Consider the following 20,154-nt stretch of genomic DNA (forward strand, 5'->3'; position numbering starts at 1 on the left):
TGAATGGAAGCATATTTAATCATGGGTGCTCCCGGAGCCGGAAAATCAACTTACATATCTGAAAAGTTGAATGGCTACTTTGTTATCTCGTGTGACAACATTAGAGAAGCAAAATATGGTTGCATACGCTCATTCGAAATTAGACAAAAAGTTCTTCAAGATATTTTACTTTTAATTGAACTTTGCATAACTCTAAAAATTAATTTTGTGATTGATACTACTTACTTCAATGATCTAGAAAATAGGCAAAAACTTGTTGAATTAGGCTTTTCAAAATATATAAATGTAATAGTCATTGATACCTCATTAGACAGGTGTATTGTCAATAACCTGAAAAGAAGTAAAACAAGGGTTATTAATGAAAGAATGGTGAGAATGTTACATACTCGAATGACAATTCCGAATATATTCGACAATTTTCATTCCATAAAGAGGATAGCAAGCTAGTTAAACTTATATTAACTTTCTTAATTGGTATTTATAAAAGTCGGCTATAGCTGCATGGATGCAGCGTTAAAGATAAAGTGGCAACACACTCATTTCCCATCCTGCTAAACAAACAAATTCATCACAAATTTTTCCTGAGCTGTTGGAACAGCTCACACACTGAACTTGCAGGAAAAGCGAACTAAAATTCAGGGACGAATGGATACCGCAGCATGGATGCTGCGCAAATCGAACTCATAAGGCGACTTCTTCGCCTTATGAGTAAATGCCATATTAAAGCTACTTGGCTTTTAAGTAGTTTAACATTGTATCAGCATCTGATACTTCAAATGGGTCAGTTGGGCAATTGTCTGAATAGTCACTTTCTACAAAAGCTTTTTTAATTTCACCGTTTTCTAAGTACATAGAATAACGCCAGCTTCGCATACCAAACCCTAAATTAGACTTATCAACTAGCATCCCCATTTTTCTTGTAAACTCGCCATTACCATCAGGTAATAAGAAGACATTTTTAGCATTCTGACTTTTACCCCACTGATACATTACAAATGCATCATTAACTGAGACACAAATAATTGCATCTACACCTTGCGCTTTAAACTCATCATATAGTTCTTCAAATCGAGGTAAATGTGATGTTGAACATGTCGGGGTAAAAGCTCCCGGCAAAGAAAATAGAACAACATTTTTACTCGAAAAAATTTCGTGAGTGCTCAAGTCTTTCCATTCAAAAGGATTATCTCCTTCTAAATTATCGTTACGAACACGAGTTTTAAAAATTACTTCTGGTACTTTATTTATCATTTTGATCTCCAATTTTGAAATAATTAAATTTCAACAGTTAGCAAGAATAGTTCTTTATTTTTTACTGTTGTTTGTTTTTTTTATGAAAGTTTACGCATTTTTATTAATACTTAGTGAATAATGGCTCTTAGCTATATGTTGAAAGGCTTAATCTATTTATAGCCTATTCTATCTACGCTATTTCAATTTCAACACATAGATAAGAAACATTAAGGGCATACAAATGTGAAATCTGCAGGGTAAAAGAAAAAGATAGACCACTTACCTAATACGTCTTTTTCAGTGAGTTCTACAAAGTCACCATTGTGGTAAGCTGTTGCATTGAAAGGTTGTAATTTTGTGTTAATCAATGAAGTGCTCATAGTATTCCTCATTTATGTTTAGTGTATTTAAAAAGTTAACGCCTTGTGCGTTGGCTTGATTAATACAATAAGGCTATTGAGAAATTAAATAAAATTGATTGTTTAGATTAAAACAATCGATTTTTAAGATTGCAAATCCAAGGAGTGATCTACTGCTTACTTTTAAGCGTTAAAGCAGTTACAACTCAACTACCACTCATAGTCAGTTGCGCTATATAGATTTTAATAAGATTACACTGCACATCCTTGCTACAATAACGTGGTTTACATTACACAACCTTTAAAGGCATTTCGTTTATGGAAAAATTCGTCAATCACATTCAACTTGGCTATTTGGGCTTATTGCCATTTTTAGGCTGTGTGGGCTGGCCACTCATGGTTGGCAGTAACAGTGTAAATTTAGAGTTTTTTAGTTTTTACAGCATTGCTATTTTAGCGTTTATGGCGGGTAATTTATGGCATGCAGGCCAACAAAGCTTTGCCGATGCGATTAAAGCAGTGCTACCGGTCATTCCTATTCCGTTTTTATCATTCTTACCGATTGAGTGGATGCTTGCGTGGTTAGGCGCGAGCTTTTGGTTAGTACTGATTTTTGAAAAGGCCACAATACAGTGGCAAGGTTATCATAAAGATTATCAAAAAATGCGTTTTGTGCTCACATCAGTGGTATTTGTGTGTCATATCTTAATTATTGGTATGAGTATTTACCCTAAATAACACGCCATGGCTTAACCATTGGTCTGTAATAGGGTAACATCCGCGCACTGTATTGAGAGGACACACCATGATAGACCAATTACGCCAACAGCTTACTGACCTTGGTGAGAATTTTGTAGAAAAAAACGCGGCTTTTAAAATTAAAGTGATCCCGTTTTTTTGTGCCATAAGCATAAAAAAAGATCATAAAAGCGAAGGACGTCTTTCTTTTTATTCAAATCAGCTCATTGAAATATTTATGGTGGTGTTGTTTGTTTTATTTGGCTTAGCCATTTACGACCCTCAAGCCGGTTTTACTCATGGCCCTATTCATATTGTGTTTGCTATTTTGATTACCTTTAACTTAATTCTTAAACAAGTTGCCATCGAAGGGTTAAAAACGCGTTTAGCTATGTATAGGTTACATCAACAGCTGATTAGTACACCGCATCCTGACACATCGCCTGTTACTAATAAAAACATATAATTTAATATGTACTTAAACCCAAATTGGAACATACTCACGGTAGGTGATGGCGACTTATCGTTTTCAAACGCGCTTTATAACCACATTAAACCGCAAAAGTTAGTTGCCTCAACCTATGATGCAGCTGCAACTCTTACAGAAAAATACCCCGATAACGCGCTTGCTTCACTTAAAGCACATAACGTTAATGTGCTTAATGAATTTGATGTCACCAACACACAATGTTGGCAACAACTAGCCGAGCACCTAAACAGCTTTGATGTGGTGATTTTTCAATTTCCACTTATTCCTGCGTTTATTGGTCGCGACGCATTTGAGAAAAATACACGTAATAACAGCATGAACGTGCTTAACCGTGCGTTACTGCATCAATTTATAAAATATGCCAATGAGTTTGCCTTGAACCCTCAAGGCCCTGGGTTATGTTATATAACCTCAAAAGATGTTAAACCGTATCGTGAGTGGAATATTGAGGGGAGTTTAAATACCCATTTAAACGCGGCATACCAAGGACAAATGCCATTCGATATCAGTCGCTTTGATGGCTATAAAATTCGCAATGTCGACCGTGACAAACACGTCAAAGACACCAGCGGTATTACCTATGTATTTAGTGAAAATACACCACCCGAATTAAGTGATATGTTAACAACCCCGAATTATCTAACTGATGATTATTGCCCGCTTTGTCGTGTGGGGCCGTTTTTAGCGGATGAGGATAAAAACAAACATTTTTCCGCTAAAAAACACCAGCAAATGCTCAAACTAGAACAAGACTGGCAGCAATGGTTAACCGCGTTTTATAAGTCAAATTAATCACAGATTGCGGCGAGCTTAATTAAATCAGCGGCTTTTTCTGCAATGGCTATTACCCCAGCATTGGTATTTCCGGTAATAATACTGGGCATAATAGAGGCGTCTACCACTCGTAAATTTTGCACACCGTGAACACGTAATTCGCTATCAACCACAGCCATATCGTCTTGGCCCATTTTGCAGGTTCCTACGGGGTGGTATTCTGTATCGGCTGTTTGCCTAATAAACTCAATAAGCTGCGTATCATCATTAATATCAAGCGGATATACCATATCTGCACGAATAGTATCAAACGCTTTGCTTTGCATTATGCTCAATGTTTTTTTAAGCCCAAGTAGCATAACCTGTAAATCATCGGGGTGGCTTAAATAATTAGGATCAATGAGTGGCGCACTTAAAGGGTTGGCATCCGCTAAACGAATAGTGCCGCGGCTTTTAGGGTGCATTATGCTGCTATGAATACTGTATCCATGGCCATAATGCAGTTTACGGCTGTGATCGTCCACCAGCCCAATAACAAATTCAAGTTGCACATCGGGCACAATAGAATCTGTAAATAAGTTTATAAACGCATGCGATTCGGCAAAGTTACTGGTTAGCTTTCCTTCGCGTTTGGCAAACCAATCAACACATCCTTTTGCAATATTAAACGCACCACTGGCACTTATTCCAAATGTGCCTTGCGAATATTTTGCTTTGTATAATGGCACAACGGTTAAGTGATCGTGCAAATTACTGCCTACACCTTCTAATGGCGTTACAAGCTCAATGTTATGCTGCTTTAAATGATCTGCAGGCCCCACTCCCGATAACATTAAAAGGTGTGGGGAGTTAATCGCACCGGCACTTAAAATAACTTCTTTATAGGCATTTAGCACCAAGCTTTTATTATTAACTGCAACTGTTACACCAGTTGCAGATTTCCCGCAAAAATTAATTTTATGCACCTGCGCGTCAGTGAGCACGGTTAAGTTTTTACGAGCTAAATTAGGTGTTAAGTACGCTTTTGCCGCACTGCAACGCTCCCCTTTATGTTGAGTGACCTGCGATAACCGCGCACCTAGCTGTTGCTGCGCATTAATATCGTCATTAAGGGCCACGCCTTGCTCTTGGCATGCTTTTAAAAACAGCTGATTAACTGGGCTTGGTAAACTCAGCTCTTGCACATGTAAGGGGCCATTTACACCATGATATGGGCTGTTGGTAAAGGTTTTGTTGTTTTCAGCTTTGATAAAATAAGGCAGCAAACTGGTATAATCCCAGCCGGTATTTCCCATAGCGGCCCAGTTGTCGTAGTCTTTTTTATTCCCTCTTATGTACACCATGGCATTGATTGAACTTGAACCACCAAGCACTTTACCTCTGGGCATAAACCCACAGCGGTTATTAAGCTCTTTTTGTGGCACCGTATTGTAATGCCAGCTATTAATGCCATAAGGCACACTAGCTGCAACTCCCGCAGGCATTTGCACCATAGCACTTTGATCACGGCCGCCGGCTTCAATTAAACACACACTTACATTTTTATTTTCAGATAATCGCGAGGCAACAACACAGCCGGCACTGCCTGCGCCAATCACAATGTAATCAAATGAAGTGGTATGCATAAAAAATCTCCCATTAAAAAAACTACTTTGCATGGATTATCTACTGAAAACTTGATATTTTTAGACACCTCTCCACTAATGCAATTGTTATGAGCAGCCTGATTAAAGCCACTTCTTTGCAGGGAATTGATACATTAATTACCGAACTAGGTGGTGATACAACAAGCATTATGCGCCATTGCGCCATTGAGGTAGCGTTAAACTCCCTTGAAACACAAAGCTTAACTTATCGCCATTATGCTGAGCTTTTAGAATACTGCGCTCATAGCTTAAACTGCCCAAGTTTTGGCCTTAAACTCGCTAGCAAACAAAGCTTTAATATTTTAGGGCATATCGCTATCGCTGCTAAAAGTGGAACTGATTTAGGTGAAGCGCTAACGTGGGTAATTAAATACCTACACTTACATACACCCGCACTTAATTTAACCACGCATACACTTGAAGATGACCAAAATATATTTTTATCATTCGAAATAAAACTCAAGCCATTACCTGTTATAAATCAAGTTATTGAATTAACAATTGCACTGGCGCTCGCCACCTTAAAAAAAGTGAGCCAAAATCAATGCAAACCCATTAAGGTATTTTTACCGCAAAAGCTTGATGCAAATCTACGCGCTTACCATCAGCACTTTGGCTGTCACGTTATTGAACACAGAAACAGCGCCGGTATTTTAATCGCCAAAGACGATTTATTATTGCCGCTTAATGTTTCTGATCAACACAAAGTACAAGCCGCATTAAACTTTTTAGCCGCTAATAATGCGCATACTCAGTCGTTACCTTCGCAAGTAAGTGCACTTATTCGACCCATGCTACCCCTTTTTCAATGCTCAAACCAAACGATAGCAACGGCACTTAATATGCACCCACGGACCTTGCACCGTGAACTTAAAAAACATAACACCAGTTTTGTAAAACTAAAAGATGCCACTCGCCGCGCATTATGTGAACACTATTTAATGCAAAACCAATTTTCTATTTCACATATTTCCGAGCTGTTAGGTTATCAAGAACAAGCCACATTAAGTGCCAGTGTAAAACGCTGGTTTAACTGCTCTGCCCGCGCATTTAGAGCAAAACATTGTTAAACTGCAAAGCTGCGTAAAATACATAAAAAGGCTAAACATGAATTTTGTGATTGTAGGTACCAATTTTATTAGCGACACCCTACTCGATGCGGCAAGTACTCTGAGTAATTTTAATTTATACGGTATTTGCTCTCGCCAAATAAGCAGCGGCGAGCGCTTTTTAGCTAATCATCCAACAAATACCGACGCTAAAATTTTTACCTCTATTGATGCTGTGTGCCAAGATGAACAAGTAGACGCAGTTTATATAGCTGCGCCCAATAGCCTGCACAGTGCGTATGCAATACAGTGTTTAAAAGCGGGCAAACACGTACTTGGCGAAAAACCTTCAGCAGCAAATAGTCATGAGCTTACGGCTATTTTAACAGCTGCTCAAAAACATCAACGTTTGTACATGGAAGCGATGATGACAACGCATTTACCTAACTTTGCTGTTTTAAAAAACGCATTAAAAAGAATTGGTACACCGCGTAAATTTATTGGCCAATTTAGCCAATACTCGTCACGTTACGATAAGTTCAAAAACGGTGAGCGCCCTAATACCTTTTTACCTGAATTTGCTAACGGCGCATTAGTAGACCTTGGTATTTACCCGCTTTATATACTTATAGCACTGTGGGGCGCACCAAACAGTGTACACGCCAGTGGCGTATTGCTAGAAACCGGTGTTGATGGTGCCGGCGATGTACTTTTAAATTATGCAGATAAACAAGCGGTAATTAGTTATTCAAAAATATCGCAAGGCGAGAACATCACCGAAATACAAGGTGAGTTAGGCCGTATTCGTATTGAAGCTGTATCGCAGCTTAAAAAAGTGGAATTCATCGCTAATAATGGCCAAAAAGAAACAATAAGTGCAGATTTTGATGAGCATTTTATGAAGTATGAAGTTGCGCACTTTATTGAGATGATTGAGCAAAACACATTAGAGTCACATATTAACAACCACCAGCTTTCACGCGATGTGATGACGGTACTCGATACCGCCCGCGCGCAATTGGGCGTTATATACCCTGCAGATAGTAAAGCTGAACTATAAATTTTTACTCAATGAGTCAGCCCTCATTACCTGCCACCTCAATCTTAAAAAGAGTAACGCTTATTTTTTATTCAGCCCAGTGATAGCCTCTCATCACTGGGGACCCCATGTAAAACGTTAATTTACATTTACCTGCGTAGGTAAAAGCAGGTAATATGCGCCGCAATTAAGTGGCAATTTTTAAGGACGACCATGCAAAAATCAACCAAAGAGCTATTACTGGCTATTTTATGCATATTGCTTGCAATGATCACTATTCAGTCTGGGGCTTCACTGGCTAAGCAGCTTTTCCCTATTGTTGGCCCTGAGGGCACAACGGCCTTACGTTTAGGTTTTTCTGCCGCTATTCTTTGTTTAATTTTTAAACCTTGGAGACACTTTCCGGTTGCAAGCCAGCGTTTACCCATCTTAATTTATGGTTTGAGCCTAGGCGGCATGAACATTCTATTTTATTACGCCATTGAACGTATTCCACTGGGTATTGGTGTTGCGCTTGAATTTACCGGGCCCCTTGCCGTTGCGTTATTTTCATCAAGACGAAAGCGTGATTTATTTTGGGTTGCCTGCGCAATAACCGGAATATTATTACTGTTACCCGATATGAAAGGCCAAGAAAGTTTAGACCCAATTGGCGTGATTTTAGCGCTTGCAGCGGGTGCGTGTTGGGCAGGTTATATTTTATTTGGTAAAAAAACCGGCAGCCAAAGCTCTGGTGGAGCAACAGTAGCGATGGGTATGACCATTTCAGCTATTGTGCTTGTACCTTATGGTGGTATATCACAAAGTGCTGCATTTACTTGGGATATTATTCCGTTAGGTATTGCCATTGCGGTACTCTCAAGTGCCTTACCTTATACTTTAGAAATGATCACGCTGCGTAATATGTCGCCGCAAGGGTTTAGCATTATGATGAGCCTTGAACCCGCTATTGCAGCACTCGCTGGCTTAGTTATTTTAGGTGAACTACTTAGCATTTGGCAGTGGCTTGCTATTTTATTAGTTATTATTGCCTCGGTTGGTAGCTCAACGTCAAACAGTAAAAAGCAGCCAACTCCTGCTTAATATTTAATTAAATATTAAGCTACTGAGACACACAAAACCCACGCTATTTGCTTGGGTTTTGCAATTAAGTTATTCACTATTTTATAGGGGATGGCTGGCCATGTGGGCTTGAACGCAAATATTGCTTTGGTGCTTGTACTTGCGCGCCCAACTCGGCCGCAGCATGCCAAGGCCAATGTGGGTTATATAAAATACCCCGCGCTAAAGCAACACCATCAGCATGTTCATCACTGATAATACTTTCAGCTTGCTGCGCCTCGGTAATTAAACCCACCGCTATCACTGGCATATTCACAACCTGTTTAATGGCGGTTGCAAACGGCACCTGAAAATTCTTAGCAACAGGTATATCTTGCTCAGGGCTTAAACCCGCAGTGCTTACATGAATAAAGTCACACCCTAACGCGTCAAGCGCTTTTGCCAGTTCAATTGATTGCGGTAAATCCCAACCACCATCAACCCAATCGGTTGCTGAAATACGTACACCCACCGCTTTATTGCTTGGAAATGCCGCTCTTACAGCTTTAAATACGTCGAGTAATAATCGCATTCTATTTTCTAGGCTACCACCGTATTGATCATCACGTTTGTTTGTCAGCGGCGATAAGAACTGGTGTAGCAAATAACCGTGCGCGCCATGTATTTCAATTAAATCAAGGCCCAACTCGTCAGCGCGCTTTGCCGCATTAACAAAGTCACTTATGAGCGAATCTATATCATCTTGGTTCATCGCTTTGGGAATGGGGCTGTTTTCATCATAGGCAATGGCTGATGGCGCAACCGTTTGCCAACCATTAAGGTGATCGGGCATAAGTGCCCCACCGCCATCCCATGGTTTATCGGTTGACGCTTTACGACCTGCATGGGCTAATTGAATACCAATAGGCATTGGGCTGTATTGTCTTACGGCCGTTAAACTTTTTGCTAATGCAGCTTGGGTTGTATCATCCCATAATCCTAAATCGGCGTAACTAATTCGCCCTTCGGGATTAACGGCCGTCGCTTCTAAAATAAGTAAACCCGCTCCACTTAAACTCAATTGACCTAAATGAATGGTATGCCAGTCACTTGCAGCGCCATTGTTGGCCGAGTACTGGCACATGGGTGCAATAATAATTCTATTCTCTAGGCTTAACTTACCAAGTGACAATGGTGAAAACAGCTTTGACATTATAAATCCTCATATAACTGACTCTCAGCCACAACTAAATTGTGCTGTTCGTGTTATCAATAATTAAACATGTACTATAAAGATTATGGGGGGGAATATTCATTTTTATAGTGTTTATAAAAATATAAGTAATGACGTTTTAAACTATACATTATCCAGTTTTTATCTATATTAGGCACAATTATTATTTTGGTTGATTTTAAAGCAACGCCTTTGTTCATTTAACATACAGTGCGAAACACTCAAATTCATATTTATATTTTTATTCTGGAAAAGTGAATTAAAATTCATATTTTTATTTCCATCACTAAAACACCCTGATACTATTAGCGCTCATTTATAAACACATTTTATTGAACTAGGATCACTTTTTATGTTTAAACCAAGCCTGTTAACCTTGGCTGTATCAAGCGCACTGAGTGGTGTATTATTTAGCAGTAATGCAGTGGCTCAAGAGCAAGTTATTGAAAAGAACAAATCGCTTGAAGTTATTGAGGTTACAGCAACGCGCCGAAGTGGCTCAATTCAAGCTGCGCCTCTTAACATTACCGCGCTCGATGCTGATGTAATGAAAGATCAAAACATCAGTGAGCTGGCCGATGTAGCACGTTGGGTACCGGGCTTAACAATTACAGATCAAGGTGGCCGTGCCGGTTCACCTATTATAGTTCGTGGATTAAATACTAATTCATCAGGCCCTTCATCAGATGGTGGCACTGTTGCCACTTATATTAATGAAATTCCAGTATCGGTCGATATGCGCCTTGTTGATGTAGAGCGCGTGGAAGTGCTTATTGGGCCACAAGGCACATTATATGGAGCTGGTACATTAGGCGGCGCTATTCGCTATATGCTTAAAGAACCAGAGCTTGATTTCACCTCAGGGGAAGTATTTGGAGATGTTTTTCAAACTCAAGAAAGTGATTCGGTCGGTGGTGAAGCGGGCTTTATCTTCAATTTACCATTAATTGAAGATAAACTGGCGGTACGTACCAGCTTAAATATTTATGAAGACCCAGGGTTTATTGACTATGCCTACACCGTTCGTGAACCAGGTGTATCGATTACCGACCCTGATTGGACAAACCTTGATGCAGTCAACAGCAATCTTAAAAATGTAAAAGACGCCAACGGTGAAACAACCACAACTGGCCGTATTTCATTGCGTTACAAAGTAAATGAGTCATTTGAAGGCACATTAAACTACTTCTATCAAAAGCAAGACACCGAAGGCCGCTCAATTGTTCATCACAACAGCCTTAATGCTAACAATGGCTTAAATGATCGCATTGGCAAATACGAGTCAGCGTACCGTTATGAAGAGCCACGGATAAAAGAAGACCAATTACTAAGCCTTGAACTAAAAGCCGACTTAGGTTTTGCTGAGCTGGTCTCAGCTACCGGTATTTCTCAATTTGACGCCGATGGGCAACGTGATCAAACTGATCTTTTAATTCGCTTAGACTATGGGTACGAAGAGTTTCCTTCGTTTTCAGCCTTTACTCGTGAAATTGACGAAAAAGACACCTTTACCCAAGAACTGCGTTTAGTCTCACAAAGTGATAGCGATTTAAGCTGGATTGTTGGTGGTTTTTACAACAAAACCGACACCGATGCATCAAGCAGAGAGTACACACCTGGGTTTGATCAGTTCGCGGTTGATAATTTCGATGGCGCACAACTTAGACCAGACTCTTTAGAATATTTAGAAATTACTGGCAGCAATGTCACTGAATCAGCGCTTTTTGGTGAAGTGGGTTACCAAGTAACCGATAAACTCGACATTACCATTGGCGCGCGTTTTTACGAATACGATGTTGAGTCAAAAGCGGCTTTTGACTTCCCATTAGCAAATACCTTGTATGAAGGTGCTGCACCTGATGCAATCTCAATTAATTTTGAAGAAAACAAAGCAGGCGACAACGGTAATCTATTTAAATTTAATGCTAAGTATCAGTTTACTGATACTGTAATGGGATACGCCACTGTTAGCGAAGGCTTTAGAATTGGCGGCTCAAATGGCCTAGTGCCTTGTCCTGTGCCCTTACCTGAGGATCAACAAACAGGCTGTGGTACACCTGATGAAATGCTGTATGAAGCAGATACCACAACTAACTATGAGCTAGGCTTTAAAAGTACATGGTTTAGAAGCCAACTACACTTTAACGCCGCCCTATTCAATGTTGATTGGGATAACGCACAAATTGCAGGGGCAACAACAGTAGGCCAATTACCGTACCTGTCAAATGCAGGTAGCGCTAATGCTAAAGGGATTGAGATTGCCACGCGTGCAATTTTATCAGACTCATTTACTGCCTATGCAACTTATGCCTATACAAAAGCAGAGCTAACTTCAGACGCACCCTATTTATTTAATGCTGACGGAAGTGATGGCGCGGTAGATGGCGACCGTTTACCAGGCTCGCCAGAGCATCAGTTTTCTATGGGGATTAATTATCAAACAGACGTGTTAAATGATAAAACCTTAGATATTAACTACGGTTTAACTGCACAAAGTGATGTAATTTCAAAAGTAGGCCTACGTGATAATGGTGAAGCACTCCCAGGTTATAGCTTAAGTAATATTTCAGCTAAATTAACCGCCGATGCATGGTCTACCACTTTATATGTAGACAACCTGTTTAATAAATATGCGGTTACCTCTGTTCGTCGCTCAGATGCGGATATTACAACAGCGAATGGCGCAGACATACAACGTAACTATGGTTACTATGTTAATCGCCCGCTTACTGTAGGCATTAAATTTAACTATAAGTTTGAAATATAATTAAACGATAAGTTTAAGTACAATAAAAAGGCTCAAATTAATTTTGAGCCTTTTTATTTGTAAGTACATTATTTATAAGAGTATTCATGCAGCCAAACTTAAAGCAACTACACCAAAGCGCTATAAACAACTTAAACCAAGGCAATATTCAGCAAGCGCATAAAGCACTGGTTGAGCTAGTGACACTGCAGCCTGACTTTGCTGATGGCTACTTTTTACTCGCCATGGTTAATTTACAGGTTGGCCAAATTTATAAAGCAATAAAGCTAATTGAAAAAGCATTAAGCTTTACGAGGTCTATTGAATATACAGCGCAACTTGCCAAGTGCTACGCACTTACTGGCGATTTACAAAAAGCGAAAAGCACCGCCCTCAGCGTTAAGCCTGAACATATTAGTAAAGCACTTGATGCCGATACATTAGGCGTGGCGCTCACCCAAGCGGGTTTACATCAACAAGCAGCTGATTACTTTATATGCGCATTAAGTTTAGCTGAGGCGAGTAATACTCGTCAGCCGCAGTTTTATTATAACTATGGGGTATGTGCTAAATTTTTAGGCCAGTTTGATAAAGCACAACACGCGTTTGAAAATGCCATTGCACTGAATCCGCTTCATCATCAAAGTCATTTTGCTATAGCCGATTTAACTAAAGTCACTGAGCAAAATAACCACATAGCGCGACTAAAAAACGCATTTGAACAGGTCAATCATCCCGACGCTAAACTGCATATAGGTCATGCGCTCGCAAAAGAATATCAAGACCTAGGCGACTTTTCAGCAGCCTTTGCCGCGTTACAACAAGGTAAAACAGCAAAACTCGCTAATAAGACGTTTGATAATCAAGCGTCTGAGGCATTATTTGCACATATTAAACAGCTCAGTGATAAATACAAAAACCAAAAAACAGCTGGCAACCAAAGCAGTGAGCCAATTTTTGTATTAGGCATGCCGCGCTCTGGCACCACATTAGTTGAGCGCATTTTATCAAGCCACAGCGACGTACAATCAGCGGGCGAGCTGCAAGACTTTGGCCTAAGTGTAAAAAAACTTAGCCAAACACCTACGCCTCAAGTACTTGATACAGACACCTTAAGCCAAGCTTACCAGCTTGATTTTGCAAAACTTGGCAGCACTTACCTTGAAGCAACGCGTGTTGTAACCGGCAGCCATAAACACTTTATTGATAAACTACCATTTAACTTTTTTTATATCGATTTAATTACCAAAGCCCTGCCAAACGCCAAAATAATTTGTCTACTTCGCGACCCCATGGACACCTGCATTGGTAACTATCGTCAGCTATTTACCATTAACAACCCGTATTATGCTTACTCGTTAGACTTACTCGACACAGCTAAATTTTACAGCCGCTTTTATAAACTAATACAGCACTTTAGCGCCCTGCACAGCAATATTAAACTAGTAAAATACGAAGAACTTGTAGCCGCACCAGAGCAAAAGATAAAAGAGTTAGTGAGCTATTGCAACTTAGACTGGCAACCACAGTGCCTTGATTTTCATTTAAACACCGCACCGGTTTCAACCGCCAGCAAAATGCAAGTGCGCCAACCGCTTAACAACAAGGCCATAGGCCGCTGGAAGAATTTTAAGCCCCATACAGATGAAGCGCAGACTCATTTAGTTAATGAAGGAGTTATTGGTTTAATTAAATAACAACAAATGTTACGTGGACGGATAGTTCAGTGTGATTAATTTAAAAGTTACCGGATGGATATAATTTTTTAGGCTGAATGTATAAAAGGTTTTTTCTCTGTTAACTTACCCTCCCCCACTTAAGGAAAAACCCAACGCTGCTACCATAAAAAACTAACAAAAAGTAATACACCAATTACTGCAGCAGCTATAAATAAGTATTTACCAAGCTTAGCATTATGTTTAAGAGATTCTTGGTGTTTAGCCTTAAGCATAAGTAATTGTGCTTCGTTTAAATCGGAACAATGCGTACATTTATCCAAGAATTCAGAATAATACAGTTCACACCTATCACATCGTTTTTGTTTAGGTTGCTTAGATCTCCATGATATGCTCATCCCTAGAGACATTATAACTTCCACTCAAGAGTGCTAGTGTACTCAACCTTAACCAGCCTACCATTTAATAACGCAGGCTTAAATCGCCATAGCTTTAAAGCCCGTAAACCTTCCTTTTCAAATACACCTTTTGGGGCAGATTCAATTACTTCAACTCTTTCTAACGTACCAACTTCATTCACTATTGCTTTGAATTTTAAGTAGCCCTCTACGCTATTTTTAGCCGCATCTTCAGGATATTTTGGTTCAATCTTCACAACCCATTTAGCAGGTAAATCTGTTTGTGCATTGGTATATACAGTACTTGAATTTGCCGCTTCATTAGTACTATTACAACCAACCAGTAAAAGAACTAAAAATATAGTTATGTACTTCAAAGGCTACTCCTAAAAATATGCTCAGTAAAATAAACAACTAGTGGTTAAGTTTACTAAGGTGTTCAGCAACACGAAACAAGACCAAACATTATGTATCCGATAATTTATGGCCTTGTTATATTTTTTATTACATTAACAAATCAGAAAAAAGCTACCTAAATTAACGTTAGCGTTTTGCATTATCGATAGTCTGCAAAGTGCCAAAAGCGGATATCGAGCACCATAGCCACTTTTTATGTTTTAGTTACTACGACATACCTATTATCCAAGGCATAGTAATACCTAAACTGACCGACGATACTCCAAAGATAAACTTTAGGTGATTCATAGAACTACATTTAGAATACATATATATCCCTGAAAAAAGCGCAAGTACCGACCACATGGCAGACCCCATAAAATATACGCGAATTGCACTTTGATTTAGTGACGTAGTATAAGCAGAGCCTGCAATAAAATTTAAAAGAAGTGCGACGAATACCCCCATGAAAGGTAAAATACCTATCATAAAAATTCTTTTCTTAAGCACCCATTTCTTCATATGTATGAATCCATTCGATTAACGCCCGCGTAATAGGCGCGAGCTTGCGAGTGTCCTAATTGACGCGTTTGTTAGCTGCATTACTGGAACTTCGATAGAAACTCTAATAATGCTTTTTGCGGATCATTTTCCTTTGAGGTAAGCATTTTTATACCCCATTGTTCTAATATTGTTTCTTGAATCGGGTTTGGTCTATGTGTAAAGACATAAGACTTGGGCTGAACCCCACCTCCATTATTAGATTTCCATAATTTGGCCAGCTTGTAAAAAAGAAATCTAAGATTCACATCAGTTAGACTGTATCCAATAAATAGGACGGATTTCCCAAGAACATCTGATCTAAGTTTAATATCTAAAGGGGTTTCAAATTCTAAGCGCTCATAGTAACTTGATTCGTCTAATACGATAGTGTCATCGTTATCAAAGTCACCATGGAATTTTATCACTTGAGTTACACCGTCTTTGATCTTGGCAATATCGGCTACGCCCGCAATTTTTGTGTATTTCTTTTCATATAGTTCATATGATTTTTCTAGCCATCGATCATAATTCGTAGTGTAAACCATTGGGAATTTCGAATTTGCGATAAGCTTATGTATCTCTGATCCTTGCAAATCTACATTGGCAGAATGCCAATTTGTATCCATCCAGCTTCTGAGAGGGCCAATGCTACCTGTTTTCACTCTGTAGTATTCAGCTAAGGCTAAACTATCGCCAAAAGACTTGTATATTTCAGGGTCATATCCTAACTCGTCTGCAATATGATTTATTAGTTCTGACCATGTCGGAAGGCCAAGGTTTTTGGATACGCCTGCACCCACAAAAAGTATGACATTTCTTTCTCGATAAGACGCAATAAGGTCATCCATTACAGAATCTCCGAAACAAGAAATTCTCTAAAATTGTCAAAAGCTAATTTTCGCATAGATATCTCATTCTTCTTTTCGCCCATTTCAGCGAATGTCTCTTGAAAGCCCTTTGGTATAAAGACACAGTCCCACTGAAAATCTTGATTACCTCTTGGCTCGGGAGCAATGTTTCCTTCTACAGCCCCTTCAAACGTATAAACTTTTTTGGCGTCACAGAATGCAATGATAGTTTTTGCAGTTAGCGCCGTATTTTCTAACCCTCCAAATAGTTCAGAGAACTTTTCTGCCTTTAATTTATCCCAGAACACTTGAGTTAGGCCGCCAGGAAATCCTTGTAAGCTGTCAATATATAACCCTGTATGCTCGACAAAAACAGGGCGTCCAACTTTACTGAACGCCTTTAAAACTTTATCCCTTACAATATGATTAACATCTTCTGTCTGTATTTCATGAATTGTTAAAGGGGCGTGGACTATTGAGACACCAATATTTCCCAGAATGGCTTCCACCTCTTGAGCTTTATGAGGATTCTTTGTAACGAAGTTAATTTCCATACAACCCCCTAATAAAACTATATTTTTTTTGATTGGTATACATGTCGCGTAAATGCTGTAATGAATTTGTCTCACGATAAAATTCTAAATAGTCATCAGTAAGGGTCGATGAATGTATTGAAGGATTGTCAGAACATATAACAAACGGAACTTTATGATCAATGAAGTCAATAACAGGGTGAGACTCATTTTCATTAACTGCATTAGTTAGCCTGTTACTAATGGGGCAAACCTCTATACATATATTTCGATCTTTCAACAAATTCATTACCTCAACTGATTTTGATGCAGCAGTTCCGTGACCAATTCTGTCAGCGCCAAACTCATTGACTGCACTAATTATATTTTCAACTCTTCCAGTTTCTCCCGCATGAATTGTCACTTTAAGTCCATACTTATCTTTTGCATGCAAAAAAAGTGAACCTATTTCAATTGGGGATGTAATCTCTTCATTACCCGCTAAATCAAGCCCAACCACAGTATTCGGCCTGCCTAGTTTTTCATATGCACCTAAAAGAGCTCGCAAGTGCTCTTGAGCGTAATCACCTCTAGAAACTGTTAAAATCAATCCTGCTTTTATTTTGTGCCTTTCAGATGCCTCTTCAACTTCAGATACAACCCAGTACAATGCTTCATCTACCGAAATATTATTTAACAAAGCCAAGTAAATGACACTATTACGAATCTCAACAAATGTAATATTCTGAGACTTCAAATTTAGAAAAGCACTTTCCACAATCACCCTAAGGTTGTTCTTACTCTTAGGTATAAGTCGTAACGCCTGCCAAGGTTTCAAGTATGAGGCCAAAGAGTTAGCGGGTAGTGATATATTCAAATCTCTTTCCAAATTAAACCCGGAAGGTAGTTCAGATTTATCTCTTATCAATAAGCTTCGAATAACATCAGTACTCACCAATCCATTTAAATGAACGTGAAGCTCGCCTTTTTTCATTAACTGAATTTCATTTTTATTCATCGGTAATCACTTGGAATTCGAATAATTCAGAGCAGCTAACGCCTTACTAATGAGCGCATAAATGCTTGGCTAAAATTAGCGACGAAGGAGCGCAAGCCAAGCGTTTTGCGTCTTTTTGAGTAACTTGTTAGAGCATTAGTACTTGCTACGTTTAGTTTCAAAGCCACCACCAGATTTTGCAAAATTAAGTGCATCTAATTTATTGAAAGAGCGATCAAACAATTTGGGCTTACAAAGAGTGCAAATATGTACGACCCCTTTATTACTCTCATTGTAGCGCCAAAGTAAATCTCTATAAACTTTACAAGAATCACAAGACATTCTTTCGTTAACACGAATGCCTCGTTTACTAATAAGAAGCAATGGCACTGGTTGAGGATGCTTTACTTTACGATGTTTTTTTAATTGGTTTCTGCCAAATTTTTCTCCACATATTTTACATGGGAAAAGTTTTTTAGGCTTCACTGTATCCATAGTGCTCTAACGCCATTTTAAGCGGCAAATTGCAGTTGGCTATAATGCGCGAGATACGAGCCGCAGCCAACTGTAATTTGTCCGTCTTGAAAATACTTGTTATGTGTGCTTTTAATTTAGGACTAACTGTCTTTTTTTGTTTGGCATATTATCAACAAGTAAATCTAAGAGGACATCGATATTATACCCGTATTCTGCTGAATAAAAGATAGGCTTAATAATACTAACTCCTGTAGCTTCCTTTACTCTATTTTGAATAGAAATAGCCTGAGACTCTAAGAAATCCTTTAGTTTATCCATTGGTTTATTATTGTCATAATCCCAATATCTACCTTTCATTGCCATATCAGCCTGATTGATAGCTACAACAATTCTTTCTTTTTGGAAATTTGGAACAATTATTTCATTTAATAACTTATAATTTGTTCCCATATCTCTATTCGAGCCTTCTATGATCACTAAAACCATATCTATAAAACCATGCTTGTTATCACCAACATGATAGTCTTTGTAGAGCAGCTCAATTATTTTTTTAGAATGTTCACGGTCCTTTTCGATCCCATCCCCCAAGCCGGGGGTGTCCCACAATCGGAAATAATCATTTAGCATATAACTCGTTAAAGTCATGGTTTCAGGATCTACGCCTTTACCAACCCTAGCAATATCCTTTTGAAAGATACTGTTTAATGTTGTAGATTTTCCAGCTCCAGTGACTCCTGTAACCATAATATCTAAAGGATTGATCCCAATAATATTTAAACCTGTAATAAAATCTGTGTCTCTGTAATTTTTATACATTCAATTACCATAGACTTTTGAAAAAAGAAACCACACCGCTAGCTACAGATTTTACAGCTCCAACCGCTGCTCCAGCGACTTTACCAATAGCTTCACCCGTTTTACCCATACCAAGTACATCACCAAGCTCTTTACCTATTTCACCACCTGCTTTAGATGTTTCTACAATAGTTTCTACAAATGACTTCTGAATTTCAGCCGTATAATCTTTGATTTCATCACTATCTTCCCATACTCCTTTCTCATCGGAAGCAGCATTCACATAAGCTAATCGTTTATCTATAGGTGTATTTTTAACAATAAAGTAAAGTAGCTTAGATAAATTGTAAGGTCTTTGTTCTTCATGCTCATCTTTAAAACCTGCGGAATAATAAATAGGCTCGATGTTTACACCTGTAGCTTCTTTAACCCTATTTTTTACAGATTTAACTTTTTCATCTAAGAAATCGACTAGCTTAGGTTCTGGTTTATTACTTTCAAAGTTCCAATGCCTGCCTTTCATCGCTACATCTGCCTGATTAATAGCAATCAAAATTCTATCTTTTGCATTTTCTCCTAGATTAGGAATGATTACCGAATTTATTAACTCATAAGATGTACCTAGATCTCGACTTCCACCATCCAAAATAACTAAAACTAAATCAATCAGTGGATTGTTATCTGAATCTAATTCATTTAGTTTTGAAATGATTTCTTTTGAATGCTGTATATCTTTCTCTTTTCCATCCCCCAATCCAGGGCTATCCCATAAAATTAGATTATCTAATTCATGCTTTGTTATTTCCATTGTCTCAGGGTCAACACCTATTCCAACTTTGGCAACATCCATATTAAACATCGCATTTATTGTAGAACTTTTACCACAACCTGTTGCACCAGTTATCATCAAGTTTGTTTGTTTGTTTTTTAGATTTAATATATTCTCAAAAAATTTCTTTTTTGTAGCTTCATCTAAATTGGATGAATTAATATCATTTTCCATATCTTTAAAAATATTACTATCTTTCATTTCATTCCCTTAAGGTTCATGAGTTTTAATTTTATACGTTTTGGAAATCAACTAACTTATCGGCAACACGTGCACACATAACGCCTTACTAATGAGCGCATAAATGCTTGGCTAAAATTAGCGACGAAGGAGC

18 protein-coding genes and 2 pseudogenes are annotated in these 20,154 nt (G+C 38.6%); 9 read left to right on the top strand and 11 right to left on the bottom strand.

Annotation, left to right across the window (positions count from 1 at the left end):
• The first annotated feature begins 3 nt into the window (after positions 1-3).
• Entirely contained in the window at positions 4-447 is a 444-nt protein-coding gene (locus tag QMA00_RS02940) for an AAA family ATPase (RefSeq protein ID WP_290155940.1), read from the top strand.
• Between the two features lie 291 nt (positions 448-738).
• Here the strand turns inward: QMA00_RS02940 and QMA00_RS02945 are convergent.
• Together QMA00_RS02945 and QMA00_RS02950 are read right to left on the bottom strand one after the other, a co-directional pair.
• A pseudogene (locus tag QMA00_RS02945) lies at positions 739-1,251 on the bottom strand (peroxiredoxin); the annotation flags it as partial.
• Between the two features lie 212 nt (positions 1,252-1,463).
• Positions 1,464-1,613: pseudogene (locus QMA00_RS02950) on the bottom strand (redoxin domain-containing protein); the annotation flags it as partial.
• A 297-nt stretch (positions 1,614-1,910) separates the two neighbouring features.
• Here QMA00_RS02950 and QMA00_RS02955 point away from each other — a divergent pair.
• The 3 genes from QMA00_RS02955 to QMA00_RS02965 all read left to right on the top strand — a co-directional run bounded on the left by QMA00_RS02955 (position 1,911) and on the right by QMA00_RS02965 (position 3,612).
• Positions 1,911-2,330, top strand: coding sequence for a DUF3429 domain-containing protein (locus tag QMA00_RS02955; protein WP_016899606.1), 420 nt, complete (start codon positions 1,911-1,913; stop codon positions 2,328-2,330).
• Positions 2,331-2,397: 67 nt separating this feature from the next.
• Entirely contained in the window at positions 2,398-2,796 is a 399-nt protein-coding gene (locus tag QMA00_RS02960; protein WP_013463074.1) for a hypothetical protein, read from the top strand.
• A gap of 6 nt (positions 2,797-2,802) precedes the next feature.
• The gene (locus QMA00_RS02965; protein ID WP_076922005.1) at positions 2,803-3,612 is read left to right on the top strand and encodes a class I SAM-dependent methyltransferase; all 810 of its coding nucleotides are present in this window, start codon (positions 2,803-2,805) and stop codon (positions 3,610-3,612) included.
• On the opposite strand, the gene QMA00_RS02970 is transcribed toward QMA00_RS02965, so the two are convergent.
• Positions 3,609-5,219, bottom strand: coding sequence for a GMC family oxidoreductase N-terminal domain-containing protein (locus QMA00_RS02970; RefSeq protein WP_076922021.1), 1,611 nt, complete (start codon positions 5,217-5,219; stop codon positions 3,609-3,611). The two genes, QMA00_RS02965 and QMA00_RS02970, sit on opposite strands and share 4 nt — an antisense overlap.
• 89 nt (positions 5,220-5,308) lie before the next feature.
• On the opposite strand from QMA00_RS02970, the gene QMA00_RS02975 reads away from it, so the two are divergent.
• The 3 genes from QMA00_RS02975 (at position 5,309) to QMA00_RS02985 (ending at position 8,411) form a co-directional block, all read left to right on the top strand.
• The gene (locus tag QMA00_RS02975; RefSeq protein ID WP_076922004.1) at positions 5,309-6,310 is read left to right on the top strand and encodes an AraC family transcriptional regulator ligand-binding domain-containing protein; all 1,002 of its coding nucleotides are present in this window, start codon (positions 5,309-5,311) and stop codon (positions 6,308-6,310) included.
• A 37-nt stretch (positions 6,311-6,347) separates the two neighbouring features.
• Positions 6,348-7,349: a Gfo/Idh/MocA family oxidoreductase gene (locus QMA00_RS02980; RefSeq protein ID WP_036983826.1), complete on the top strand. Its 1,002-nt coding sequence runs from the start codon at positions 6,348-6,350 to the stop codon at positions 7,347-7,349.
• 192 nt (positions 7,350-7,541) lie between these two features.
• Positions 7,542-8,411 carry a DMT family transporter gene (locus QMA00_RS02985; RefSeq protein ID WP_036983825.1) on the top strand — a complete coding sequence of 290 codons (870 nt, stop codon included), beginning with the start codon at positions 7,542-7,544 and terminating at the stop codon, positions 8,409-8,411.
• 76 nt (positions 8,412-8,487) lie between these two features.
• Here the strand turns inward: QMA00_RS02985 and QMA00_RS02990 are convergent, their stop codons facing one another.
• Positions 8,488-9,582, bottom strand: a complete 1,095-nt coding sequence (locus QMA00_RS02990) for an NADH:flavin oxidoreductase/NADH oxidase (protein WP_076922003.1) — start codon at positions 9,580-9,582, stop codon at positions 8,488-8,490.
• Positions 9,583-9,955: 373 nt separating this feature from the next.
• Between QMA00_RS02990 and QMA00_RS02995 the strand changes: the two genes are divergently transcribed.
• Entirely contained in the window at positions 9,956-12,370 is a 2,415-nt protein-coding gene (locus tag QMA00_RS02995) for a TonB-dependent receptor (RefSeq protein ID WP_076922002.1), read from the top strand.
• A gap of 86 nt (positions 12,371-12,456) precedes the next feature.
• A complete protein-coding gene (locus QMA00_RS03000; RefSeq protein ID WP_076922001.1) occupies positions 12,457-14,046 on the top strand; it encodes a sulfotransferase in 1,590 nt (529 codons plus the stop codon).
• 388 nt (positions 14,047-14,434) lie between these two features.
• Here the strand turns inward: QMA00_RS03000 and QMA00_RS03005 are convergent, their stop codons facing one another.
• From QMA00_RS03005 to QMA00_RS03035, 7 genes are all read right to left on the bottom strand, one after another.
• Positions 14,435-14,800 (bottom strand): energy transducer TonB, encoded by a 366-nt coding sequence (locus tag QMA00_RS03005; protein WP_175610041.1) that lies wholly within the window; start codon positions 14,798-14,800, stop codon positions 14,435-14,437.
• A gap of 621 nt (positions 14,801-15,421) precedes the next feature.
• Positions 15,422-16,210: an SIR2 family protein gene (locus tag QMA00_RS03010; RefSeq protein ID WP_200363922.1), complete on the bottom strand. Its 789-nt coding sequence runs from the start codon at positions 16,208-16,210 to the stop codon at positions 15,422-15,424.
• On the bottom strand, positions 16,210-16,764 hold the full coding sequence (locus QMA00_RS03015; protein ID WP_200363920.1) for a non-canonical purine NTP pyrophosphatase: 555 nt from the start codon (positions 16,762-16,764) through the stop codon (positions 16,210-16,212). Before QMA00_RS03015 ends, QMA00_RS03010 begins: the two co-directional genes overlap by 1 nt.
• Complete coding sequence (locus tag QMA00_RS03020; protein ID WP_290155952.1) at positions 16,754-17,740, bottom strand: hypothetical protein; 987 nt, start codon at positions 17,738-17,740, stop codon at positions 16,754-16,756. Before QMA00_RS03020 ends, QMA00_RS03015 begins: the two co-directional genes overlap by 11 nt.
• 135 nt (positions 17,741-17,875) lie before the next feature.
• Positions 17,876-18,214 (bottom strand): hypothetical protein, encoded by a 339-nt coding sequence (locus tag QMA00_RS03025; RefSeq protein WP_076921997.1) that lies wholly within the window; start codon positions 18,212-18,214, stop codon positions 17,876-17,878.
• A 111-nt stretch (positions 18,215-18,325) separates the two neighbouring features.
• Positions 18,326-19,012 carry a GTPase gene (locus QMA00_RS03030; protein WP_076921999.1) on the bottom strand — a complete coding sequence of 229 codons (687 nt, stop codon included), beginning with the start codon at positions 19,010-19,012 and terminating at the stop codon, positions 18,326-18,328.
• Positions 19,013-19,016: 4 nt separating this feature from the next.
• Positions 19,017-20,021, bottom strand: coding sequence for a GTPase (locus QMA00_RS03035; RefSeq protein WP_076921998.1), 1,005 nt, complete (start codon positions 20,019-20,021; stop codon positions 19,017-19,019).
• Positions 20,022-20,154: the final 133 nt, after the last annotated feature.

The sequence above is a fragment of the Pseudoalteromonas sp. APC 3694 genome (assembly GCF_030407565.1).
Classification (GTDB): Bacteria; Pseudomonadota; Gammaproteobacteria; order Enterobacterales; family Alteromonadaceae; genus Pseudoalteromonas; species Pseudoalteromonas tetraodonis.

Bases quoted from the DNA above. Each gene is read 5' to 3' on its own strand.
- QMA00_RS02955 (WP_016899606.1), top strand. From the start codon at position 1,911: ATGGAAAAATTCGTCAATCACATTCAACTTGGCTATTTGGGCTTATTG.
- QMA00_RS02965 (WP_076922005.1), top strand. From the start codon at position 2,803: ATGTACTTAAACCCAAATTGGAACATACTCACGGTAGGTGATGGCGAC.
- QMA00_RS03035 (WP_076921998.1), bottom strand. From the start codon at position 20,021: ATGAAAGATAGTAATATTTTTAAAGATATGGAAAATGATATTAATTCA.
- QMA00_RS02985 (WP_036983825.1), top strand. From the start codon at position 7,542: ATGCAAAAATCAACCAAAGAGCTATTACTGGCTATTTTATGCATATTG.
- QMA00_RS03015 (WP_200363920.1), bottom strand. From the start codon at position 16,764: ATGGAAATTAACTTCGTTACAAAGAATCCTCATAAAGCTCAAGAGGTG.
- QMA00_RS02960 (WP_013463074.1), top strand. From the start codon at position 2,398: ATGATAGACCAATTACGCCAACAGCTTACTGACCTTGGTGAGAATTTT.
- QMA00_RS03020 (WP_290155952.1), bottom strand. From the start codon at position 17,740: ATGAATAAAAATGAAATTCAGTTAATGAAAAAAGGCGAGCTTCACGTT.
- QMA00_RS02980 (WP_036983826.1), top strand. From the start codon at position 6,348: ATGAATTTTGTGATTGTAGGTACCAATTTTATTAGCGACACCCTACTC.
- QMA00_RS02970 (WP_076922021.1), bottom strand. From the start codon at position 5,219: ATGCATACCACTTCATTTGATTACATTGTGATTGGCGCAGGCAGTGCC.
- QMA00_RS03010 (WP_200363922.1), bottom strand. From the start codon at position 16,210: ATGGATGACCTTATTGCGTCTTATCGAGAAAGAAATGTCATACTTTTT.
- QMA00_RS03030 (WP_076921999.1), bottom strand. From the start codon at position 19,012: ATGTATAAAAATTACAGAGACACAGATTTTATTACAGGTTTAAATATT.
- QMA00_RS03000 (WP_076922001.1), top strand. From the start codon at position 12,457: ATGCAGCCAAACTTAAAGCAACTACACCAAAGCGCTATAAACAACTTA.
- QMA00_RS02995 (WP_076922002.1), top strand. From the start codon at position 9,956: ATGTTTAAACCAAGCCTGTTAACCTTGGCTGTATCAAGCGCACTGAGT.
- QMA00_RS02975 (WP_076922004.1), top strand. From the start codon at position 5,309: ATGAGCAGCCTGATTAAAGCCACTTCTTTGCAGGGAATTGATACATTA.
- QMA00_RS03025 (WP_076921997.1), bottom strand. From the start codon at position 18,214: ATGGATACAGTGAAGCCTAAAAAACTTTTCCCATGTAAAATATGTGGA.
- QMA00_RS02940 (WP_290155940.1), top strand. From the start codon at position 4: ATGGAAGCATATTTAATCATGGGTGCTCCCGGAGCCGGAAAATCAACT.
- QMA00_RS02990 (WP_076922003.1), bottom strand. From the start codon at position 9,582: ATGTCAAAGCTGTTTTCACCATTGTCACTTGGTAAGTTAAGCCTAGAG.